At 66.7% G+C, this 15206-nt stretch carries 14 protein-coding genes and 2 tRNA genes; 6 read left to right on the top strand and 10 right to left on the bottom strand.

Translation table 11 applies throughout. The annotated features are described in order from the left end of the window. Positions 1 to 79: 79 nt before the first annotated feature. The 5 genes from DEF76_RS09705 to DEF76_RS09685 form a co-directional block, all read right to left on the bottom strand. Positions 80 to 1531, bottom strand: coding sequence for an NAD(P)H-hydrate dehydratase (locus DEF76_RS09705; RefSeq protein WP_240318968.1), 1452 nt, complete (start codon positions 1529 to 1531; stop codon positions 80 to 82). A gap of 44 nt (positions 1532 to 1575) precedes the next feature. Beyond that, positions 1576 to 1662: transfer RNA gene (locus DEF76_RS09700), tRNA-Leu, on the bottom strand. An 88-nt stretch (positions 1663 to 1750) separates the two neighbouring features. Beyond that, on the bottom strand, positions 1751 to 2533 hold the full coding sequence (badI, locus tag DEF76_RS09695) for a 2-ketocyclohexanecarboxyl-CoA hydrolase (RefSeq protein ID WP_114912164.1): 783 nt from the start codon (positions 2531 to 2533) through the stop codon (positions 1751 to 1753). 30 nt (positions 2534 to 2563) lie between these two features. Further along, on the bottom strand, positions 2564 to 3424 hold the full coding sequence (locus DEF76_RS09690; protein ID WP_114912163.1) for a 4-(cytidine 5'-diphospho)-2-C-methyl-D-erythritol kinase: 861 nt from the start codon (positions 3422 to 3424) through the stop codon (positions 2564 to 2566). Next, complete coding sequence (locus tag DEF76_RS09685; protein ID WP_162800584.1) at positions 3421 to 5175, bottom strand: tetratricopeptide repeat protein; 1755 nt, start codon at positions 5173 to 5175, stop codon at positions 3421 to 3423. Before DEF76_RS09685 ends, DEF76_RS09690 begins: the two co-directional genes overlap by 4 nt. Before the next feature lie 149 nt (positions 5176 to 5324). Here DEF76_RS09685 and DEF76_RS09680 point away from each other — a divergent pair, with 149 nt between their 5' ends. Next, complete coding sequence (locus tag DEF76_RS09680) at positions 5325 to 6713, top strand: amidase (RefSeq protein ID WP_114912161.1); 1389 nt, start codon at positions 5325 to 5327, stop codon at positions 6711 to 6713. A 1-nt stretch (position 6714) separates the two neighbouring features. Further along, positions 6715 to 7419 carry a haloacid dehalogenase type II gene (locus DEF76_RS09675; RefSeq protein WP_114912160.1) on the top strand — a complete coding sequence of 235 codons (705 nt, stop codon included), beginning with the start codon at positions 6715 to 6717 and terminating at the stop codon, positions 7417 to 7419. A gap of 248 nt (positions 7420 to 7667) precedes the next feature. Here the strand turns inward: DEF76_RS09675 and DEF76_RS09670 are convergent, their stop codons facing one another. The 4 genes from DEF76_RS09670 to rfaD form a co-directional block, all read right to left on the bottom strand. Continuing rightward, a complete protein-coding gene (locus DEF76_RS09670) occupies positions 7668 to 8516 on the bottom strand; it encodes a hypothetical protein (RefSeq protein ID WP_114912159.1) in 849 nt (282 codons plus the stop codon). A gap of 106 nt (positions 8517 to 8622) precedes the next feature. Further along, positions 8623 to 8698: transfer RNA gene (locus DEF76_RS09665), tRNA-Glu, on the bottom strand. A 282-nt stretch (positions 8699 to 8980) separates the two neighbouring features. Beyond that, positions 8981 to 9796: a prolipoprotein diacylglyceryl transferase gene (gene lgt, locus DEF76_RS09660; RefSeq protein ID WP_114912158.1), complete on the bottom strand. Its 816-nt coding sequence runs from the start codon at positions 9794 to 9796 to the stop codon at positions 8981 to 8983. Further along, positions 9793 to 10773 carry an ADP-glyceromanno-heptose 6-epimerase gene (gene rfaD, locus DEF76_RS09655; RefSeq protein ID WP_114912157.1) on the bottom strand — a complete coding sequence of 327 codons (981 nt, stop codon included), beginning with the start codon at positions 10771 to 10773 and terminating at the stop codon, positions 9793 to 9795. The genes lgt and rfaD overlap by 4 nt, the downstream gene beginning before the upstream one ends. Before the next feature lie 67 nt (positions 10774 to 10840). On the opposite strand from rfaD, the gene DEF76_RS09650 reads away from it, so the two are divergent. From DEF76_RS09650 to proC, 3 genes are all read left to right on the top strand, one after another. Further along, positions 10841 to 11146 carry an accessory factor UbiK family protein gene (locus DEF76_RS09650; RefSeq protein ID WP_114912156.1) on the top strand — a complete coding sequence of 102 codons (306 nt, stop codon included), beginning with the start codon at positions 10841 to 10843 and terminating at the stop codon, positions 11144 to 11146. Positions 11147 to 11273: 127 nt separating this feature from the next. Then, positions 11274 to 11780 (top strand): type III secretion system chaperone family protein, encoded by a 507-nt coding sequence (locus DEF76_RS09645; protein ID WP_114913791.1) that lies wholly within the window; start codon positions 11274 to 11276, stop codon positions 11778 to 11780. Further along, positions 11777 to 12577: a pyrroline-5-carboxylate reductase gene (proC, locus tag DEF76_RS09640; protein WP_114912155.1), complete on the top strand. Its 801-nt coding sequence runs from the start codon at positions 11777 to 11779 to the stop codon at positions 12575 to 12577. The genes DEF76_RS09645 and proC overlap by 4 nt, the downstream gene beginning before the upstream one ends. 36 nt (positions 12578 to 12613) lie before the next feature. Here proC and DEF76_RS09635 read toward each other — a convergent pair whose 3' ends face one another. Then, on the bottom strand, positions 12614 to 13852 hold the full coding sequence (locus tag DEF76_RS09635; RefSeq protein WP_162800583.1) for an ABC transporter substrate-binding protein: 1239 nt from the start codon (positions 13850 to 13852) through the stop codon (positions 12614 to 12616). Positions 13853 to 14054: 202 nt separating this feature from the next. On the opposite strand from DEF76_RS09635, the gene DEF76_RS09630 reads away from it, so the two are divergent. Next, positions 14055 to 15161, top strand: a complete 1107-nt coding sequence (locus DEF76_RS09630) for a malate/lactate/ureidoglycolate dehydrogenase (RefSeq protein ID WP_240318967.1) — start codon at positions 14055 to 14057, stop codon at positions 15159 to 15161. Positions 15162 to 15206: the final 45 nt, after the last annotated feature.

The following is a 15206-nucleotide window of genomic DNA, read 5'->3' as shown; positions in this document are numbered from 1 at the left end:
TCGGGTTTGGCAGCATCGACGATCCTCCGGCTAAGCGCTCTCATCATAACCCACGTCGCGATGAAGCGACAGCCATGTGTTAGCGTCGAACGGGTCTATCGGGGCTGCGCGCACTCACTTCGTCTGCTTCGGCGAGTGCCGGTGCCAGCGCCGCCAGCAGATCCTCGGCGACCAATCCCGGCCCGGCCAGAGCGCCGGCGCGGCCATGAAGCCAGACGGCGGCCAGCGCCGCCTCGAACGCCGTCAAGCCCTGCGCGAGCAGCCCGCCGATCATGCCGGCGAGCACATCGCCGCTGCCGGCGGTTGCGAGCGCCGGCGGGGCGGAGGCATTGATCGCCGCCCGCCCATCCGGCGCTGCGACGACGGTATCGGCGCCCTTGAGCACGATGACGGCGCCGCTCAGCGCTGCCGCCCGCAGCGCGGCCCCGAGCCGATCGGCGCCAACCGGGCCGAAGACGCGGGCGAACTCCCCTTCATGCGGGGTCAGCACGGCAGCGCCGCGCAGCGCTTCGGGCCGGCCAGCGCAGGCGGTCAGGGCATCGGCGTCGGCAACCACCTGCCGCCCCGCGCGCAACACCGCCGGAAGCTGCGCCCGCGCGGTCGCAACCCCGAGCCCGGGGCCACAAACGACCACGTCGGCGCGAATTTCGCTGAGCGGCGCGTGGCGAAGGATCAGCCCCGGCGCCACCCCCTGTAGCGGCGCAAGCGCTTGGATGGAAACCAGCCCGGCGCCGATCCGCCGCGCCGCCTCGGCCGCGAGCAGAGCAGCACCCGCCATCTCGCCGGCGATAACGGCGACGGTGCCACGGCGATATTTGTGATCGCTCGCCCCTGGCCGCCGCAGCCGCCAGAGGGCGGGCTGATTGAGGAGCGCGCTCGCCGCGACCGCGCCCAGCACCGACACCGGAAGGCCAATATCGGCGAGCACGATCTCGCCGCACAATGTCCGCCCGGGCAGCAAAAGATGGCCCGGCTTCAAACGAAAGAAAGTGACGGTGAGCGCCGCCGGTGAAACCTCGCCGCGCGCCGCCCCCGTTCCCCCGTCAAGCCCGCTCGGGACATCGATCGCGACGCGGTTCCGCGCTGCCGCGAGCGTCGCGGCGACGGTTGCCGCAAGCGGGCGCGAAAGCCCGGCGCCGAACACCGCATCGACCACTAAATCCGCCGCCGCCGCCGCCTCTGGCGTGAACGGCGCCCTCGGGCCGGACCAATCTGCCGCGGCGCGCGCGGCATCACTCCCGGCGCCGGGTGGGGCGAGGGCTGCGAGCCGGACCGGCCAGCCCGCCTGCTGCAACAGCCGCGCGGCGACATAGCCATCGCCGCCGTTATTGCCGGGCCCGGCCAACACCAAGACCCGCGCCGGCGCGAAACGCTGCCGTATCGCGCGCGCAACCGCCCTCCCCGCCGCTTCCATCAGCGTGAACCCGGAGATTCCGGCCGCGATCGCCGCCTGATCGGCGCGCGCCATCGCCGCCGGATCGAGCAATTCCGGCGGCGGTAAGTGACGGGGAAGATGGCGGGCATCGAGCATGACGGCATCCTGCCATCACTGGGCCGGCCGGAGGAGAGGATTTTTGGTGCGGGCGGTCGGACTCGAACCGACATGTCCGTAAGGACGGCGAATTTTGAGTCCGCTGCGTCTACCAGTTCCGCCACGCCCGCGCCGCGATTCCTATACCGAGGCCGAGCGGCACTGCCAAGCCCAGGCACAAAGCGCGCTGTTCCGGCAAGGTCCGCCGCAGCGGCGCCGCTATTTCTGATATTTGCGGAATTCGGGCTTGCGCTTCTCGTTGAAGGCGCGCACGCCTTCCTTTGACTCCGCACTCGCGTAATAGAGCGTGAGCGCCTGCATCCCCATGCCGCTGATGCCGCGGATAGCGTCGGTGTCGGCGTTGAAGCTGCGTTTGGCGATGGCGATCGCGGTCGGGCTTTTCTCCATGATTTCTGCGCACCAGCGCGCGACTTCGGCGTCGAGCTGGTCATGCGGCACGACGGCGTTGACGAGCCCCATCGCCAGCGCCTCGGCGGCGCTGTAGCGGCGGCAGAGGTACCAGATCTCACGCGCCTTCTTCTCGCCGACGGCGCGTGCGAGATAGGCCGTGCCGAAGCCGGGATCGACCGAGCCGACCTTGGGACCGACCTGGCCGAACTGCGCCCGCTCGGAGGCGATGGTGAGATCGCAGAGCGTCGCCAGCACGTTGCCACCGCCGATCGCATAGCCTTGGACGCGCGCGATGACCGGCTTGGGCACCTCGCGGATGATCGATTGCAGCTCCTCGATCGGCAAGCCGATCAGGCCGCGCCCGTCATATTGCCCCTCATGCGCGGATTGGTCGCCGCCGGTGCAGAACGCCTTGTCGCCGGCGCCGGTGAGCACGATGACACCGATCGCCTTGTCCCAGCCGGCGCGATTGAAGGCATCGATCAGCTCCTCACAGGTGCGGCCGCGAAAGGCGTTCATCACCTGCGGGCGGTTGATGGTGATGGTCGCAACGCCGTCGGCCACCGCAAACAGAATGTCTTCGTAGGACATGGTTTTCTCCCCTGCAGGATGAGCCATCGGTCAGGTCGGCGGCAAAACCCCGGCCTTGACCCACCAATCCCGTGGCAATGCGCGGGCGGCGGCGCGGGCCGCCGCGGCCGTCGCGAAGAGCGCGAAACAGGTCGCCCCCGAGCCGCTCATGCGGGCGAGCAGCGCCCCGGGCAATGCGCGAAGAGCGGCCAGCACGATGCCCACATGCGGGCAAAGCGCGATCGCCGGCGCTTCGAGATCATTGCCGAGCGCCGCGAGAGCGGCGGCCATGGCGGCAGCATCGCCCCAGCCCGCGGGCAAGGTGGGGGGAGCGGAAAACGCGCCAGTCCGGGCGGCAAACACGTCCTTGGTCGAAAGCGCGACACCGGGGTTGGCGAGAATGATCCCGGCCTCGGGGAGACGCGGCGGCGGCGCGAGATCGGTGCCGATCCCGGACATCCGTGCCGCCCGCGCGCCGAGACAAACCGGCACATCGGCGCCGAGCCGGGCCGCGATCGCCGTAAGGTCTCCCGCCCGCGCCCAAAAGCGGGCGAGCAGCCGGAGTGCCGCAGCGGCATCGGCCGAGCCGCCCCCGATACCGGAGGCGACCGGCAGATTTTTCTCAAGCGTCAGCGCCGCCCCTGCCCCATCCTGCGCTGGCCCCTCTCGGCCGCTCGCGACCAACGCCCGCGCCGCTGCAAGGACAAGATTATCCTCCCCCGCGGCGAGATCGGCGGCAAACGGTCCCGTGACTTCGAGCGACAGCGCCGGCGCCGGGCGCACGCTCAGCCGGTCGCCGATATCGGGAAAAACCGCGAGACTGTCGAGCAGATGATAGCCATCGCCGCGCCGGCCGGTGACGTGAAGGTAAAGATTGACCTTGGCCGGGGCGAATTCGGCATCCGCGCTCAATTACCCCCCTCGTGGGCTTTCTCCTGATGCGGCGCAACCTGTTCGGCGGTGTTGGCGGTGCCGTTGCCGGGGATGTTCGCTTGCTTGAGCCGCGCCTCGATCCGCGCCGCCTCATCGGGATCGGGCTTGAAGGTGAGAGCAAGGCGCCACTGATAGGTCGCCTCGAGCTTGCGCCCGGCGGCCCAGAGCGCATCGCCGAAATGGCCGTTGATGGTCGCGTCCTCGGGTTCCATCTCGACCGCGCGCTCGAGCCAATGGACGGCGCCGGCGGTATTGCCCTGGCGCAGCAGCACCCAGCCGAGGCTGTCGATGATGGCGCCGTCATTGGGGCGGATGGCGACCGCCTTTTCGATCAGCTTGCGCGCCTCGGCGAGATGCGTGCCCTGCTCGGCCCAGGAATAGCCGAGATAATTCAGGACATAAGGCTGATCGGGCGAGAGCTGCAGGGCATGCTCGAAATCGGCTTGCGCCTTCGGCCATTGATGGGCGCGGTCATAACAGATGCCGCGGGCGTAAAACAGAACCCAGTCACGCGCCTGCATATCCCCGATCCGCGCGATCGCGCCATCATAGGCGGTGATCGCCTGGGGAAATTGCTCCTTGGCGCGATAGAGATCGCCGAGTTGCGCGAGCGGCTCGGGCCGATCCGGAAATTGCTTGGCGAGCCCCTGGAGAATGCCGATCGCGGTCTCGGTATGGCCGAGCTGATTTTCGATCGTCGCGCGGCGAAGCTGGATCAGGCCGGCGAGCGGCGCGTCATTGGGGACCGAGGCCAAGGTCTGGAGCGCGTTTTCCGGCTGTCCCCCATCGTCCAGCATATCGGCGAGCAAAAGCCGCGCCGGCGTGAAGCGCGGCCGGAGATCGAGCGCGAGGCGGAGGATGAGAAGGGAGAAATCCTCGGTCTCCGGCTGGCGGAGGGAGGCGGCGAGCGCGAGATAGGTTTCGGCGATGCCATCGACCGCGTTGGCGACCGGCCGCTCGGTGATATCCGATTCCAGCGCCGGCACCGCCATCGAAAGCACGCTGTCGCCCTGGCGCAGGCTGGCGATGGTGCGGCGCGCCTCCTCCATCTGGCCCTGGCGAGCCTGCCAGCTTGCGAGAATCTGCGCAAAACGCAGATTGGGGGCGGCAAACGCGGTCTGAGCCTGATCGTAATAGCGCCCGGCCTCGGCGCTGCGCCCAGCGAGATCGGCGATCAGCGCCGCGTGGAGCGCGTAAATGCCGCCGAGATTCTTATTGGCGGTGAGAGGCTTCAGGATGGCGAGCGCGGCATCGGGATGGCCTGCGCCCATATCGGACCAAGCGACGAGCAGGGGTTCAAGAATTTGTGAAATCCCCTGATGCGGCAAGGCGAGATAGCGCTGCTTGGCCGAATCCCAGTCCCCCTGGCGCGCCGCTTCGTCGGCGAGCAGCAATTGGGCGGCGGCGTTATCGGGCAGCTTGACCGCCAATCGCACCGCTTCCGGCCGCCCAGCCAGCAGATTGGCAAGAAACGCCTGGCGCAGGAGCTGGCCGTTGGTGGGATCATCGGCGAGTGCTGCGAGCAGCCGGCTCGCGGCAATATCCAACGCCCCCTGGCTCAGCGCGAACTGACCGGAGAGGTAATTGCCGTAAGCCCCGCCCTGATCGCCGGTGGCATTATTGACGCTCGGAAACGCAGCGCTGCCGGCGGCGCAGGCTGAGAGCAGGGTCATCGCCAGAAGGGCCGCGCGCGGCCGGAACGGCGAAAATGAGGCAACGAATATGTTCATGGGGAATAACTCTAACAGCCCGCCGGCGCGCGCGCTATCTCCCCCGCCGTTCACAAAATCCGCCGCAGAGGCCGACTTGAGCGGTCTTGCCATCCGGCGCATCCTGGCCGGCGCGTGTTCGCAGAAATGCCTCGAAACGGGAGCCCCGCATGTCCGATCTCGCCGATCTCACCGCCGTTGACCTCGCCGCCGGGTTTGCTTGCGGAAAATTTTCGCCTCCCGAGGTGCTGGCAGCGGTCGAGGCACGAATCGCCGCGTGCGAGCCCCATCTGCACGCGCTCTACGCCTATGATCCCGAAGGCGCGCGGGCGGCGGCGCGGGCTTCGGCGGCGCGCTGGGCGCGCGGCGCGGCGCTCGGCCCGCTCGATGGCGTGCCCGTGACGATCAAGGAGAATGTCGCGACCAAGGGGGTGCCGATGCCGCTCGGCACCGCGGCGAGCGACCTCACACCCGCCGCCGCTGACGCGCCGCCGGCCGCGCGGCTGCGCGAGGCCGGGGCGGTGATCCTCGGCAAGACCACGATGCCCGATTACGGCATGTTGTCCTCGGGGCTTTCGAGCTTTCACCCGCTGACCCGCAACCCCTGGAATCTCGCGCGCAATCCTGGCGGCTCGAGCGCCGGCGCGGCGGCGGCGGCGGCGGCGGGCTACGGGCCGCTTCATCTCGGCACCGATATCGGCGGCTCGGTGCGGCTGCCGGCCGGTTGGTGCGGCGTCGTCGGGCTGAAGCCGAGCCTCGGGCGGGTGCCGATCGACCCGCCCTATATCGGCCGCGTCGCGGGGCCCTTGACCCGGACGGTCGCCGATACCGCGCTGATGATGTCAATCCTGAGCCGCCCTGACCGGCGCGACCATATGAGCCTGCCGCCGGCCGATATTCCCTGGCAAGATCTCGCGATTTCGCCCAAAAGGCTTCGCCTCGGCCTGATGCTGGAGGCCGGTTTCGGCTTTCCGGTGGAACCCGAGGTCAAGGCGGCGGTTGCCGGCGCGGCCAAGCGGTTCGCCGCCGAAGGGGCAGAAATCATTGAGGTAGCGCCGTTTCTGACGCGCGAGATGATGGCCGGGCTCGACATGTTCTGGCGGGTGCGGGCCTGGGCGGACATCAAGGCGCTCCCGGCCGCGCGCGCGGCCAAGGTGCTGCCCTTCATCCGCGCCTGGGCCGAAGGCGGCGCGAACGCGAGTGGGCTCGACGTCTATCACGGCGTGAGCCAGATCATGGCTATCCGCGCCGCCGCCATGCGCGCCTTCGACGGCGTCGATTACGTCCTCGCCCCGACCGCCCCGATGCCCGCCTTCGCCGCCGAACTGCCGGCACCGAGCAACGACCCCGAACGCCCGTTCGAGCATATCGGCTTCACCGTCGCCTTCAACATGTCCGAGCAGCCGGCGGTCTCGATCAATGCCGGCTATAGCGCGGAGGGATTGCCGATCGGCCTTCAAATTATCGGCCAGCGCTTTGATGACATTGGCGTTCTACGGGTCGCAGCCCTTTGGGAAAAGCTGCGCCCGCCATCGCGGGCATGGCCGGAGGTGGCGTGACATGGGCGCGGTGCGGGCGGTTCTGTTCGACGTCTTCGGCACCTTGGTCGATTGGCGCGGCAGCCTGATCGCCGCGTTGACGGCGTATGGTGAAAGGTCCGGCCGCAACGCTGACTGGGCGGGGCTGGTTGATGCCTGGCGCGGCGCCTATCAGCCCTCGATGCAGCGTGTGCGAAGCGGCGCTTTGGCCTGGACGGGGCTCGATGCGCTGCACCGCGCGAGCCTCAATGAGCTTTTGCCGCGATTCGGCCTCGCAACACTCCCGGAGGCCGATCGCGTCTGGATGGTCTCGCTCTGGCACCAGTTGCGCCCCTGGCCCGATACTGTCGCCGGGCTCGCCCGATTGCGTGAAAAAACGATCACCGGCACGCTTTCCAATGGCCCGGTCGCCCTGCTCGTCGATCTCGCGAAATCCGGTGGGATGTGTTTCGACGTGATTTTCGGCGCCGATATTTTCCGCCACTACAAGCCCGACCCGGAAACCTATCTCGGCGCCTGTGCGCTCCTCGCGCTGCCGCCGGGCGCGGTGATGCTGGCGGCGGCGCATCCTTCCGATCTCGCGGCAGCGCGGGCCTGCGGCCTCAAAACCGGCTTCATCCCGCGCCCAAAGGAATATGGACCCGGCCAGACAGGCGATCTCAGGGCTGAGGCGGGCTGGGACGTGATCGCCGAAAATGTCGGCATGCTCGCGGAAAAGCTCGGATAGCCAGCCGCCGTACCTGCCTGGAGTCCGATCGGCGGCGCTGATATAACCGACAGCGCCTACACCACTCGGGGGGACACGACCCGAAATGGCGTGCCCAAATGGATGACGTAGAGCACTACGTTTTCGCCGTTGCGCTATGAAGCAGTGGGAAAGGCTGCGCCCATGCACTCCAGCGCGCTCTTGATCTTCCCTCAATGCGACGATCAGCATTCATTGGGCTGCCGCTAGAACCTGATTGGCCGATAATATCAAGTAAGTGGCCATATTTTTCGGGTCTTAAGAAAGCTGTCATCGACAGTGTATGTTTGAAGATGTTCCCATGCGCCATAGAATGCATCCGCGCCATGTTTAAAGCTCGCAGCTCTGGAAATCTCCGACAGGACCTCCGCAAGCCAGCGCACTACCGTCAATGCATAATACCGGCCATATCGCTGGACGATATCCGTCTGACCAGCGCGAATCGAAGCGGACAGAACATCTTGCATCATATCTCCGGTTTCATTGGTATGTAACACTATTGTAAACGGCGACATTTCCACATGGGCGACCCTTGCTCGCTTCTCAACTTTCTGCTGAACCGCCTTCCCGTAATAATGCTCCTTCAAGATCAACTCGGCGACACCATCCCACCATTTGCGAATAGCCTCCTCTTGGCCGAGATTTGGGTCCCCAAGACTGGCAAAATTTGCGTAGCGGCCCCGGCTTGCATCTGCAAACGCGTCAAGGCATTCAACTATCTGTTGGCTAATCGCTGTGGTTGGCCTTTTGTAGCCCAGATTTAGGTTGTATTTCTCGACTACGCCATTGGCCGCCTGCATGAGTTCAACGAGCTTGTGCCCGAACCTTCGGACGACCCTCTCTTCTGGCATCTGGCCGCTATTTGAAATAACGTAATCCGCCACAAGGATGAGCTTCGCCAATCGCTCCAATCCGACAGAAAGGCCGAAGAAGGCTGTGTAGTACTCCCCCTTCTTGTCTGCATAGTTGGCGCGTCCTAGCGCCGTAACGCCCGAACCGATAAGATGGCGCACCAGCGCAGTTTCCCGCCCGATGGCATGCCATTCTGGAATGTCCCAGGGGTTCCGCTGTCCCGGCATGAGGGCAAGCTCCAGTCCGTTATGGTTGAATAGCCATGCCTGGATCGATCGGCGGCGCTGATATAACCGACAGCGCCTACACCACTCGGGGGGACACGACCCGAAATGGCGTCCCGTAGGGGATTCGAACCCCTGTTACCGCCGTGAGAGGGCGGTGTCCTAGGCCTCTAGACGAACGGGACCGCGTCTTTGGTTGATTAAGCGATGATCGCGGCGACTGCAAGCGCCGCCGGTCCTTTGCGCGGGGGAAACGGGTGACCCTTCCTACCCTCCGACCTGGGTTCGCGGTTACGAAACACGCGAGGCGGCGACGCGGGGCCAGAAATTCGCCGATAGGCGCGCCGACCCACCCGTTTTCGCCAAGACTTTCAGCGCGGTATGAAAATGCGGGGAGTCTTGAGACTTCGACATGGCTTGCGCCTCTGCGCAAACCCCACAGCAAGGGATTGGGGACGTATCGCCTTTCATTTTAGCGCGCGCGGTTTCTGCCTCAATGACTGAAAAATCAGCAAACCACCAACGATCAGCATCGGCAGGCTGAGCAACTGCCCCATCGTCAGGCCCCCGGCGAGAAAGCCGAGAAACGCATCCGGGGCGCGGAAGAGTTCGCCGAACATGCGCGCGATTGCGTAGCCGGCGAGGAAAACGCCACTCAACAGACCAAACCGCGCCCGCACCTGTGCCCGGCGGGAGAGAAAAAACAGCACGAGAAAAAGCACCACCCCCTCAAGTAGCGCCTGATAAAGCTGGCTCGGGTGGCGTGGCTCGGGTCCGGCTTGGGGAAAAATCATCGCCCAGGGCAGCCATGCCGGCGCCGGCCGCCCCCAGAGTTCGCCGTTGATGAAATTGGCGATCCGCCCGAAGCCGAGCCCGATCGGCGCGCAGACGGCGAGCCGGTCGGCGAAGCCGAGCAAGTTGATGGCGTGGCGGCGGGCGAACCAGATGGTTGCAAGGACAACGCCGAGCATCCCGCCATGAAAACTCATCCCGCCGTGCCAGACCTCGAGGATGCTGAGCGGATGGGAGAAATAGGCGGCCGGCTGATAGAACAAGACATAGCCGAGCCGCCCGCCAAGGACGACGCCGAGCGTTGCCCAGCTCAGAAAATCATCGACCTGTTCCGGTGTCGCAACCGCGGGCACGAGCCCGACGAGGCGGCGCATCAGCCGCCAGCCGATGACGAGGCCGAGAATATAGGCGAGCGCATACCAACGGATCGCGAAGGGCCCGAAATGCAGCATCACCGGGTCGAAACCGGGATAGAGCAGAACCGGGATCATCGATAGGGATCGGGGGCGCGGAGAAAGTCCTTCACATAGCGCGAGACCCCGGCCTCCAGCGAGGTGAATGGGGCGGTGTAGCCCGCCGCGCGCAGCCGCGCCATCCGCGCTTCGGTAAAAGACTGATATTGGCCGCGCAACGCCTCGGGCATGGCGATGAACTCGACCTCATCGGGCGCGCCCCAGGCGGCGGCGACCGCGGCGGCGAGTTCGCGATAGCTGCGCGCAACGCCAGTGCCGAGATTGAAGAGCCCGTTCACCTCCGGGTGAGCACCGAGCCAGAGCATGACCTCGACGACGTCGCCCACCCAGATGAAATCGCGTTTCTGCTCGCCGTCCTTGATCCCCTCCCGGTCGGCGCGGAACAGGCGCGGCTTCTGTCCGGCGGCGATCTCGTCGGATTTCACTTTGACGACCGAGACCATCCCGCCCTTGTGATATTCATTGGGGCCATAGACGTTGAAGAATTTCAGCCCCACCCATTGTGGCGGGCGCGGCCGGCCGGCCTCGATTTCGCCCGCGACCCAGAGATCGAAAGCGTGCTTGCTCCAGCCATAGAGGTTGAGCGGGCAAAGGCGCCGGAGGGCGGCGAGAGCGGGCGCGTCGTCGAACCCCTCGCCGCCATCGCCATAGGTCGCCGCCGAGGAGGCATAAATGAGCCGCACGCCGCGCGCGGCACACCACGCCCAGAGGCGCTGCGACAGCGCGACATTGGTCTCCCAGACGAGATCGCCGTCCGTGACCGTGGTCGCGCTGATCGCGCCGAGATGGAAAACCATCTCGAGCGGCGGATGGCGCGCGAGGAACGCGTCCAATTCTTCGGGGGGGATGATTTGCACCGGCGGGTGGGCGCGGAGATTGCGCCATTTGCCGCCGCCCCGCAGCCGGTCGACGACCACGGTTTCGACGCCTTGCTCGGCCAGCGCCGCCTGAAGATGAGAGCCGATGAACCCGGCGCCGCCCGTGACGAGAATCATGCGGAGGGTTATAAGGAGATCAGCGGGGCGGCGGAAGCCGTCTCCGCCGGTGAAGGAGTATCGTGCGATGAATGAGCGTCCACGCCTGTTCGATGACCTTGCCGGGATCGCCGGCGGCGCGCTTTCGGCGGTGGTTGGCCTGCGCGACGAAGCCGAATCGCTGGCCCGGGCCAAGGTGGAGGCCGTCGTCCGCCGGCTCGATCTCGTGCAACACGAGGAGATCGCGGCGATCGGCGAGATGGCCGCCAATGCCCGCGCCGGCCAGGAGGAAATGGCGGCGACGCTGGCCGCGGCGCTTGCTCGCCTCGCCGCCCTCGAGCACCGAGTCGCGGCGCTAGAGGCGAATGCCAACGCCGCCGAAAGCAGCGGTTAGCGCCAAAGAACGGGAATTGCTTGCAGCCCTTGCCACCCTCGCTTTAGGGTGGTTGCGCAGAGACCCGGGGGGCGCGTGATCGCCGCCCCCTTCCGACCCGGCCTTCCTTGTGATGGGAGACCTCGCCATGACCGCTCTCTCCCCCCCTTCCGAACAGACCCGTTCCGCCAACCCGCTCGATACGCTGGAACAGATCGCGAGCGCCAATGATTGGGCGTTCGATCGCCGCAGCGAATCCGAAATGGCCGCCGAGGCACCGGGCAAATGGTGCGATTACGGGCTCTATTTCAGTTGGTCGCATGAAATCAGCGCCATGCACTTCACCTGCGCGTTCGACCTCAAAGTCCCCGAGCGCCGGCGCGGCGCGCTCTATGAGCTGCTGGCGCTCGCCAATGAGCGGCTCTGGATCGGCCATTTCGGTCTCGACCCCGATGACGGGATGCCGCTCTTCCGCCATGCCATGCTGCTCCGCGGCACCCAGGGCGCCTCGGCCGAAAGCCTCGAAGACATGGTGGATATCGCGCTGACCGAGTGTGAGCGTTTCTTCCCTGCCTTCCAATTCACCCTCTGGGGCGGCAAAAGCCCGGCGGACGCGTTGCAAGCCGCGATGCTGGACTGCGTGGGCGAGGCGTGAGCGGCTCTCTCCCGCCGTTGCTGCTCGTCGGCTGCGGCCGGATGGGCGGGGCCTTGCTCGCCGGCTGGCGCGAAGCCGGGCTTGGCGAGATATTGGTCGTCGATCCGGCGCGGCCGGACATTGCCCCGCCGGCCCGCGTGGTCGCCGAAGCCGCCGATATCCCCGCCGATTTCGCCCCTGCCGCCGTCATTCTCGCGGTGAAGCCCCAGCAAGCGGCGGCAATCCTTCCCGCCTATGCCCGCTTTGCCGGGCGCGCAGTGTTTCTCTCGATCATGGCCGGGCGCGGCATCGCCGGCATGCGCCGGCTGCTCGGCACGCGGGCGGCGATCGTTCGCGCCATGCCCAACACCCCGGCGGCGATCGGTGAGGGGATCAGCGCTGCCTGCGCCGGCGATGAGGTTGATGCCGCGGCGCGCGCGCTTTGCGAGCGGCTGCTCGCTGCCGTCGGCGAGGTCGTCTGGGTCGAGCGGGAGGGCGATCTCGATGCCGTCACCGCGGTTTCCGGCTCCGGCCCGGCTTATGTCTTCCTGCTCGCCGAATGGCTGGAACGCGCCGCCATCGCCGAAGGGCTCGCGCCCTCCCTCGCCCGGCGCTTGGCGCGGCGGACGGTCGCCGGGGCCGGCGCGCTGCTCGCGGCAAGCGGGGAGGATGCGCGCCGCTTGCGCGAGGCCGTTACCAGCAAAGGGGGCACCACCGAAGCCGCGCTCGCGGTTTTGATGGCGCCCGGGGCGCTGCCGCAGCTTCTGCCCGAGGCCGTCGCCGCTGCCGCCGCCCGCTCACGCGAGTTGGCGGAATAGAGCCACGCAGCCGTTCGCCGGCGCGGCGCAGACTGCTTACGTGTGAATGAACGGGCAGCCGCCTTCGGCAAGCGGGCGGAAGGCTTGATCGCCGGGGGTGGTCGCGACCAACGTGTAATAATCCCATGGCGCCTTGCTTTCGGCGGGGGCTTTGACACGGAAAAGATAGGCGGGATTGAGATTGCGGCCATCCTCGCGGATATGCCCGCTGCCATAGGCGTCATCCTCCCAGGGTGTCGCTTTCATGCGCGCAACCGTTGCGCGGCCATCCTGCTTTGCGGCATCGATCCCCATCGCCGCGGCCACCTTGAGATAATGCATGGTCGCCGAATAGCAGCCCGCCTGCTCGAAATTCGGCTTCGCGCCGGCCGGCATTTTCGGCTGCACGCGGGCGCTGAAGGCGCGGGTTTTGTCGTTCAGATCCCAGTAAAACGGCTCGGTGAGCAAGGTTCCCTGCGCCACCGCGAGACCGAGGGCATGAACGCCGGAAATCGTGAGCAACAGGCCCGCGACCTGCATCGATTGCGTAAGGCCGAACTCATGCGCCTGCTTGATGCAATTCACGGTGTCATCACCGGCATTGGCAAGGCCGAGCACTTTCGCACCCGAAGCCTGCGCCTTGAGCATCAGCGAGGAAAAATCCGTGGTGCCAGGGAACGGATAGGCCGAGGCGCCAAGTACCGTGCCGCCCGCCGCCTTGACGACCGCGCTGGTCTGATCCTGAAGATTATGGCCGAAAACATAATCGGCAGTGAGAAAATACCAGCTCGTGCCACCGGCTTTCACCGTCGCCCCGCCGGTCGATTTGGCGAGCATGTAGGTGTCATAGGCCCAATGGATGGTGTTCGGGCTGCATTGCTTGCCGGTCAGCTCGGCGGTGCCGCCGCCGCTATTGATATAGACGCGGTTTTTTTCGCGGCAAATATTGGCGACCGCGAGCGCGACCGAGGAGGTTGGTACATCGAGGATCATGTCGATGTTTTCGCGATCACACCATTGCCGCGCGATGGTGGCGCCGACATCGGGGTTGTTGCGATGATCGGCGGTCAGCACCTCGACCGCGAATCCCTTGCCGGGGACACCAAAATCCTCCAGCGCTTGGTTGACGCAGGCAACCGAGCCGGGGCCGCTGACATCGCGATAGGGGCCGGACATGTCGTTCATCACGCCAATGCGCAGCACCGGCCCCGCCGCAGCGGCGCGGCGCGCCAGCGCGCCGGCGAACGAGGCACCGATCAGAGTCGAGCCGAGCATGCGGCGGCGTGTGATGACCACGTGGTTTTCCTTTCCGTCCGGCTGAGTGCGCGAGCATGAAGGCGGGGGCCAACCCCTGTCAACGTGCCGCGCCCCTCGCAAGTCTCGGCTTATCTTCCTCGGCTTATCTTCCTCGGCTTATCCCCCCGGCTCATCTCCCCCTGGGCGGGTGGCGTGGCGGGCGCTAAACCGGGGAGGAAAACCGCCTGAGGGAGAAAGCGCCGTGTCCGATCATGCCCCCCATCCTGCCAGCATCGCCGTGCCTGCCGCGCGCTTGCAGGCCTATGTCGCCGAGATTTTCGCCGCCGCCGGCTGCGAGGCCGAGGAAGCGGCGCGGATCGGGCGTTATCTGGTTTCGGCCAATCTCGCCGGGCACGACAGCCACGGTGTCATCCGGGTGCCGCGCTATGTCGCCTGGCTCAAGGAGGGCGCGGTGCGCGCCGGGCAACGCCTTACCATCGTTCAGGAAACGCCGAGCCATGCCGTCGTCGATGGCAATTGCGGGTTTGGCCAAACCGTCGGGCCGCTCGCCGTCGATCTCGGCATCGTGAAGGCGAAAACAACCGGCCTTGCCGCGATCGCGCTGCGCCGGGCGGGGCATCTCGGGCGCATCGGCGATTGGGGCGAACGCGCCGCCGAAGCCGGGCTCCTCTCGCTCCATTTCGTCAATGTCGCGGGCGGCGAATTGACCGCGCCGTTCGGCGGCGTCTCGCGGCGCTTCGCGACCAACCCGATCTGCATCACCGTGCCGCGCGCCGGCGGCGTGCCGCTGGTGCTCGATTTCGCGACCTCGCGCGTCGCCGAGGGCAAGGTGCTGGTCGCCTCGCAAGGCGGCAAGAAAGTGCCCGACGATTCGCTGATCGGCCCCGATGGCACGATTTCCGGCGACCCGCGTCTCCTCTATGGCGAGATCGAGGGCACGCATCTGCGCGACGCGACCAAAGGCAAGGGCGCGCTTCGCACATTCGGTGAGCATAAGGGCTCGGGGCTCGCCTTCATGTGCGAACTTCTCGCCGGCTGCCTCACCGGTGGCGCAACGTCGGGGCCGATGCCCGAGGGGCCGCGGCGGATCACCAATGGCATGCTCTCGCTCTATATCGACCCCGGCCATTTCGCCGGCGCCGGCTTCGCGCGCGCGGTCGAGGACTATGCCGCTTACGTCAAAGCAGCACAGCCGGCGAGCCCGGACGGCGAGGTGTTGCTCCCCGGCGAGCCGGAAATCCGCACGCGGGAAGCCCGTCTTGCCGCCGGTATCCCGCTTTCTGGGGAAACCTGGGCCGCGATCGGCGCGACAGCGGCCGAACTCAGGGTTCCGCCGCCTTCGCTGTGACCGGTGCGGCTAGAGCGCGATCGGTTTAAGTCGATCACGCTCTAC

This window comes from Acidibrevibacterium fodinaquatile, assembly GCF_003352165.1.
GTDB classification, from domain to species: domain Bacteria; phylum Pseudomonadota; class Alphaproteobacteria; order Acetobacterales; family Acetobacteraceae; genus Acidibrevibacterium; species Acidibrevibacterium fodinaquatile.
This window is presented reverse-complemented; position numbering and strand designations above follow the sequence as displayed.

What these genes read in the sequence shown, in the direction of transcription:
- DEF76_RS09705 (WP_240318968.1), bottom strand. Translation starts at nt 1,531, where the DNA reads ATGCTCGATGCCCGCCATCTTCCCCGTCACTTACCGCCGCCGGAATTG.
- badI (WP_114912164.1), bottom strand. Translation starts at nt 2,533, where the DNA reads ATGTCCTACGAAGACATTCTGTTTGCGGTGGCCGACGGCGTTGCGACC.
- DEF76_RS09685 (WP_162800584.1), bottom strand. Translation starts at nt 5,175, where the DNA reads ATGAACATATTCGTTGCCTCATTTTCGCCGTTCCGGCCGCGCGCGGCC.
- DEF76_RS09680 (WP_114912161.1), top strand. Translation starts at nt 5,325, where the DNA reads ATGTCCGATCTCGCCGATCTCACCGCCGTTGACCTCGCCGCCGGGTTT.
- DEF76_RS09675 (WP_114912160.1), top strand. Translation starts at nt 6,715, where the DNA reads ATGGGCGCGGTGCGGGCGGTTCTGTTCGACGTCTTCGGCACCTTGGTC.
- DEF76_RS09670 (WP_114912159.1), bottom strand. Translation starts at nt 8,516, where the DNA reads ATGCCGGGACAGCGGAACCCCTGGGACATTCCAGAATGGCATGCCATC.
- lgt (WP_114912158.1), bottom strand. Translation starts at nt 9,796, where the DNA reads ATGATCCCGGTTCTGCTCTATCCCGGTTTCGACCCGGTGATGCTGCAT.
- rfaD (WP_114912157.1), bottom strand. Translation starts at nt 10,773, where the DNA reads ATGATTCTCGTCACGGGCGGCGCCGGGTTCATCGGCTCTCATCTTCAG.
- DEF76_RS09650 (WP_114912156.1), top strand. Translation starts at nt 10,841, where the DNA reads ATGAATGAGCGTCCACGCCTGTTCGATGACCTTGCCGGGATCGCCGGC.
- DEF76_RS09645 (WP_114913791.1), top strand. Translation starts at nt 11,274, where the DNA reads ATGACCGCTCTCTCCCCCCCTTCCGAACAGACCCGTTCCGCCAACCCG.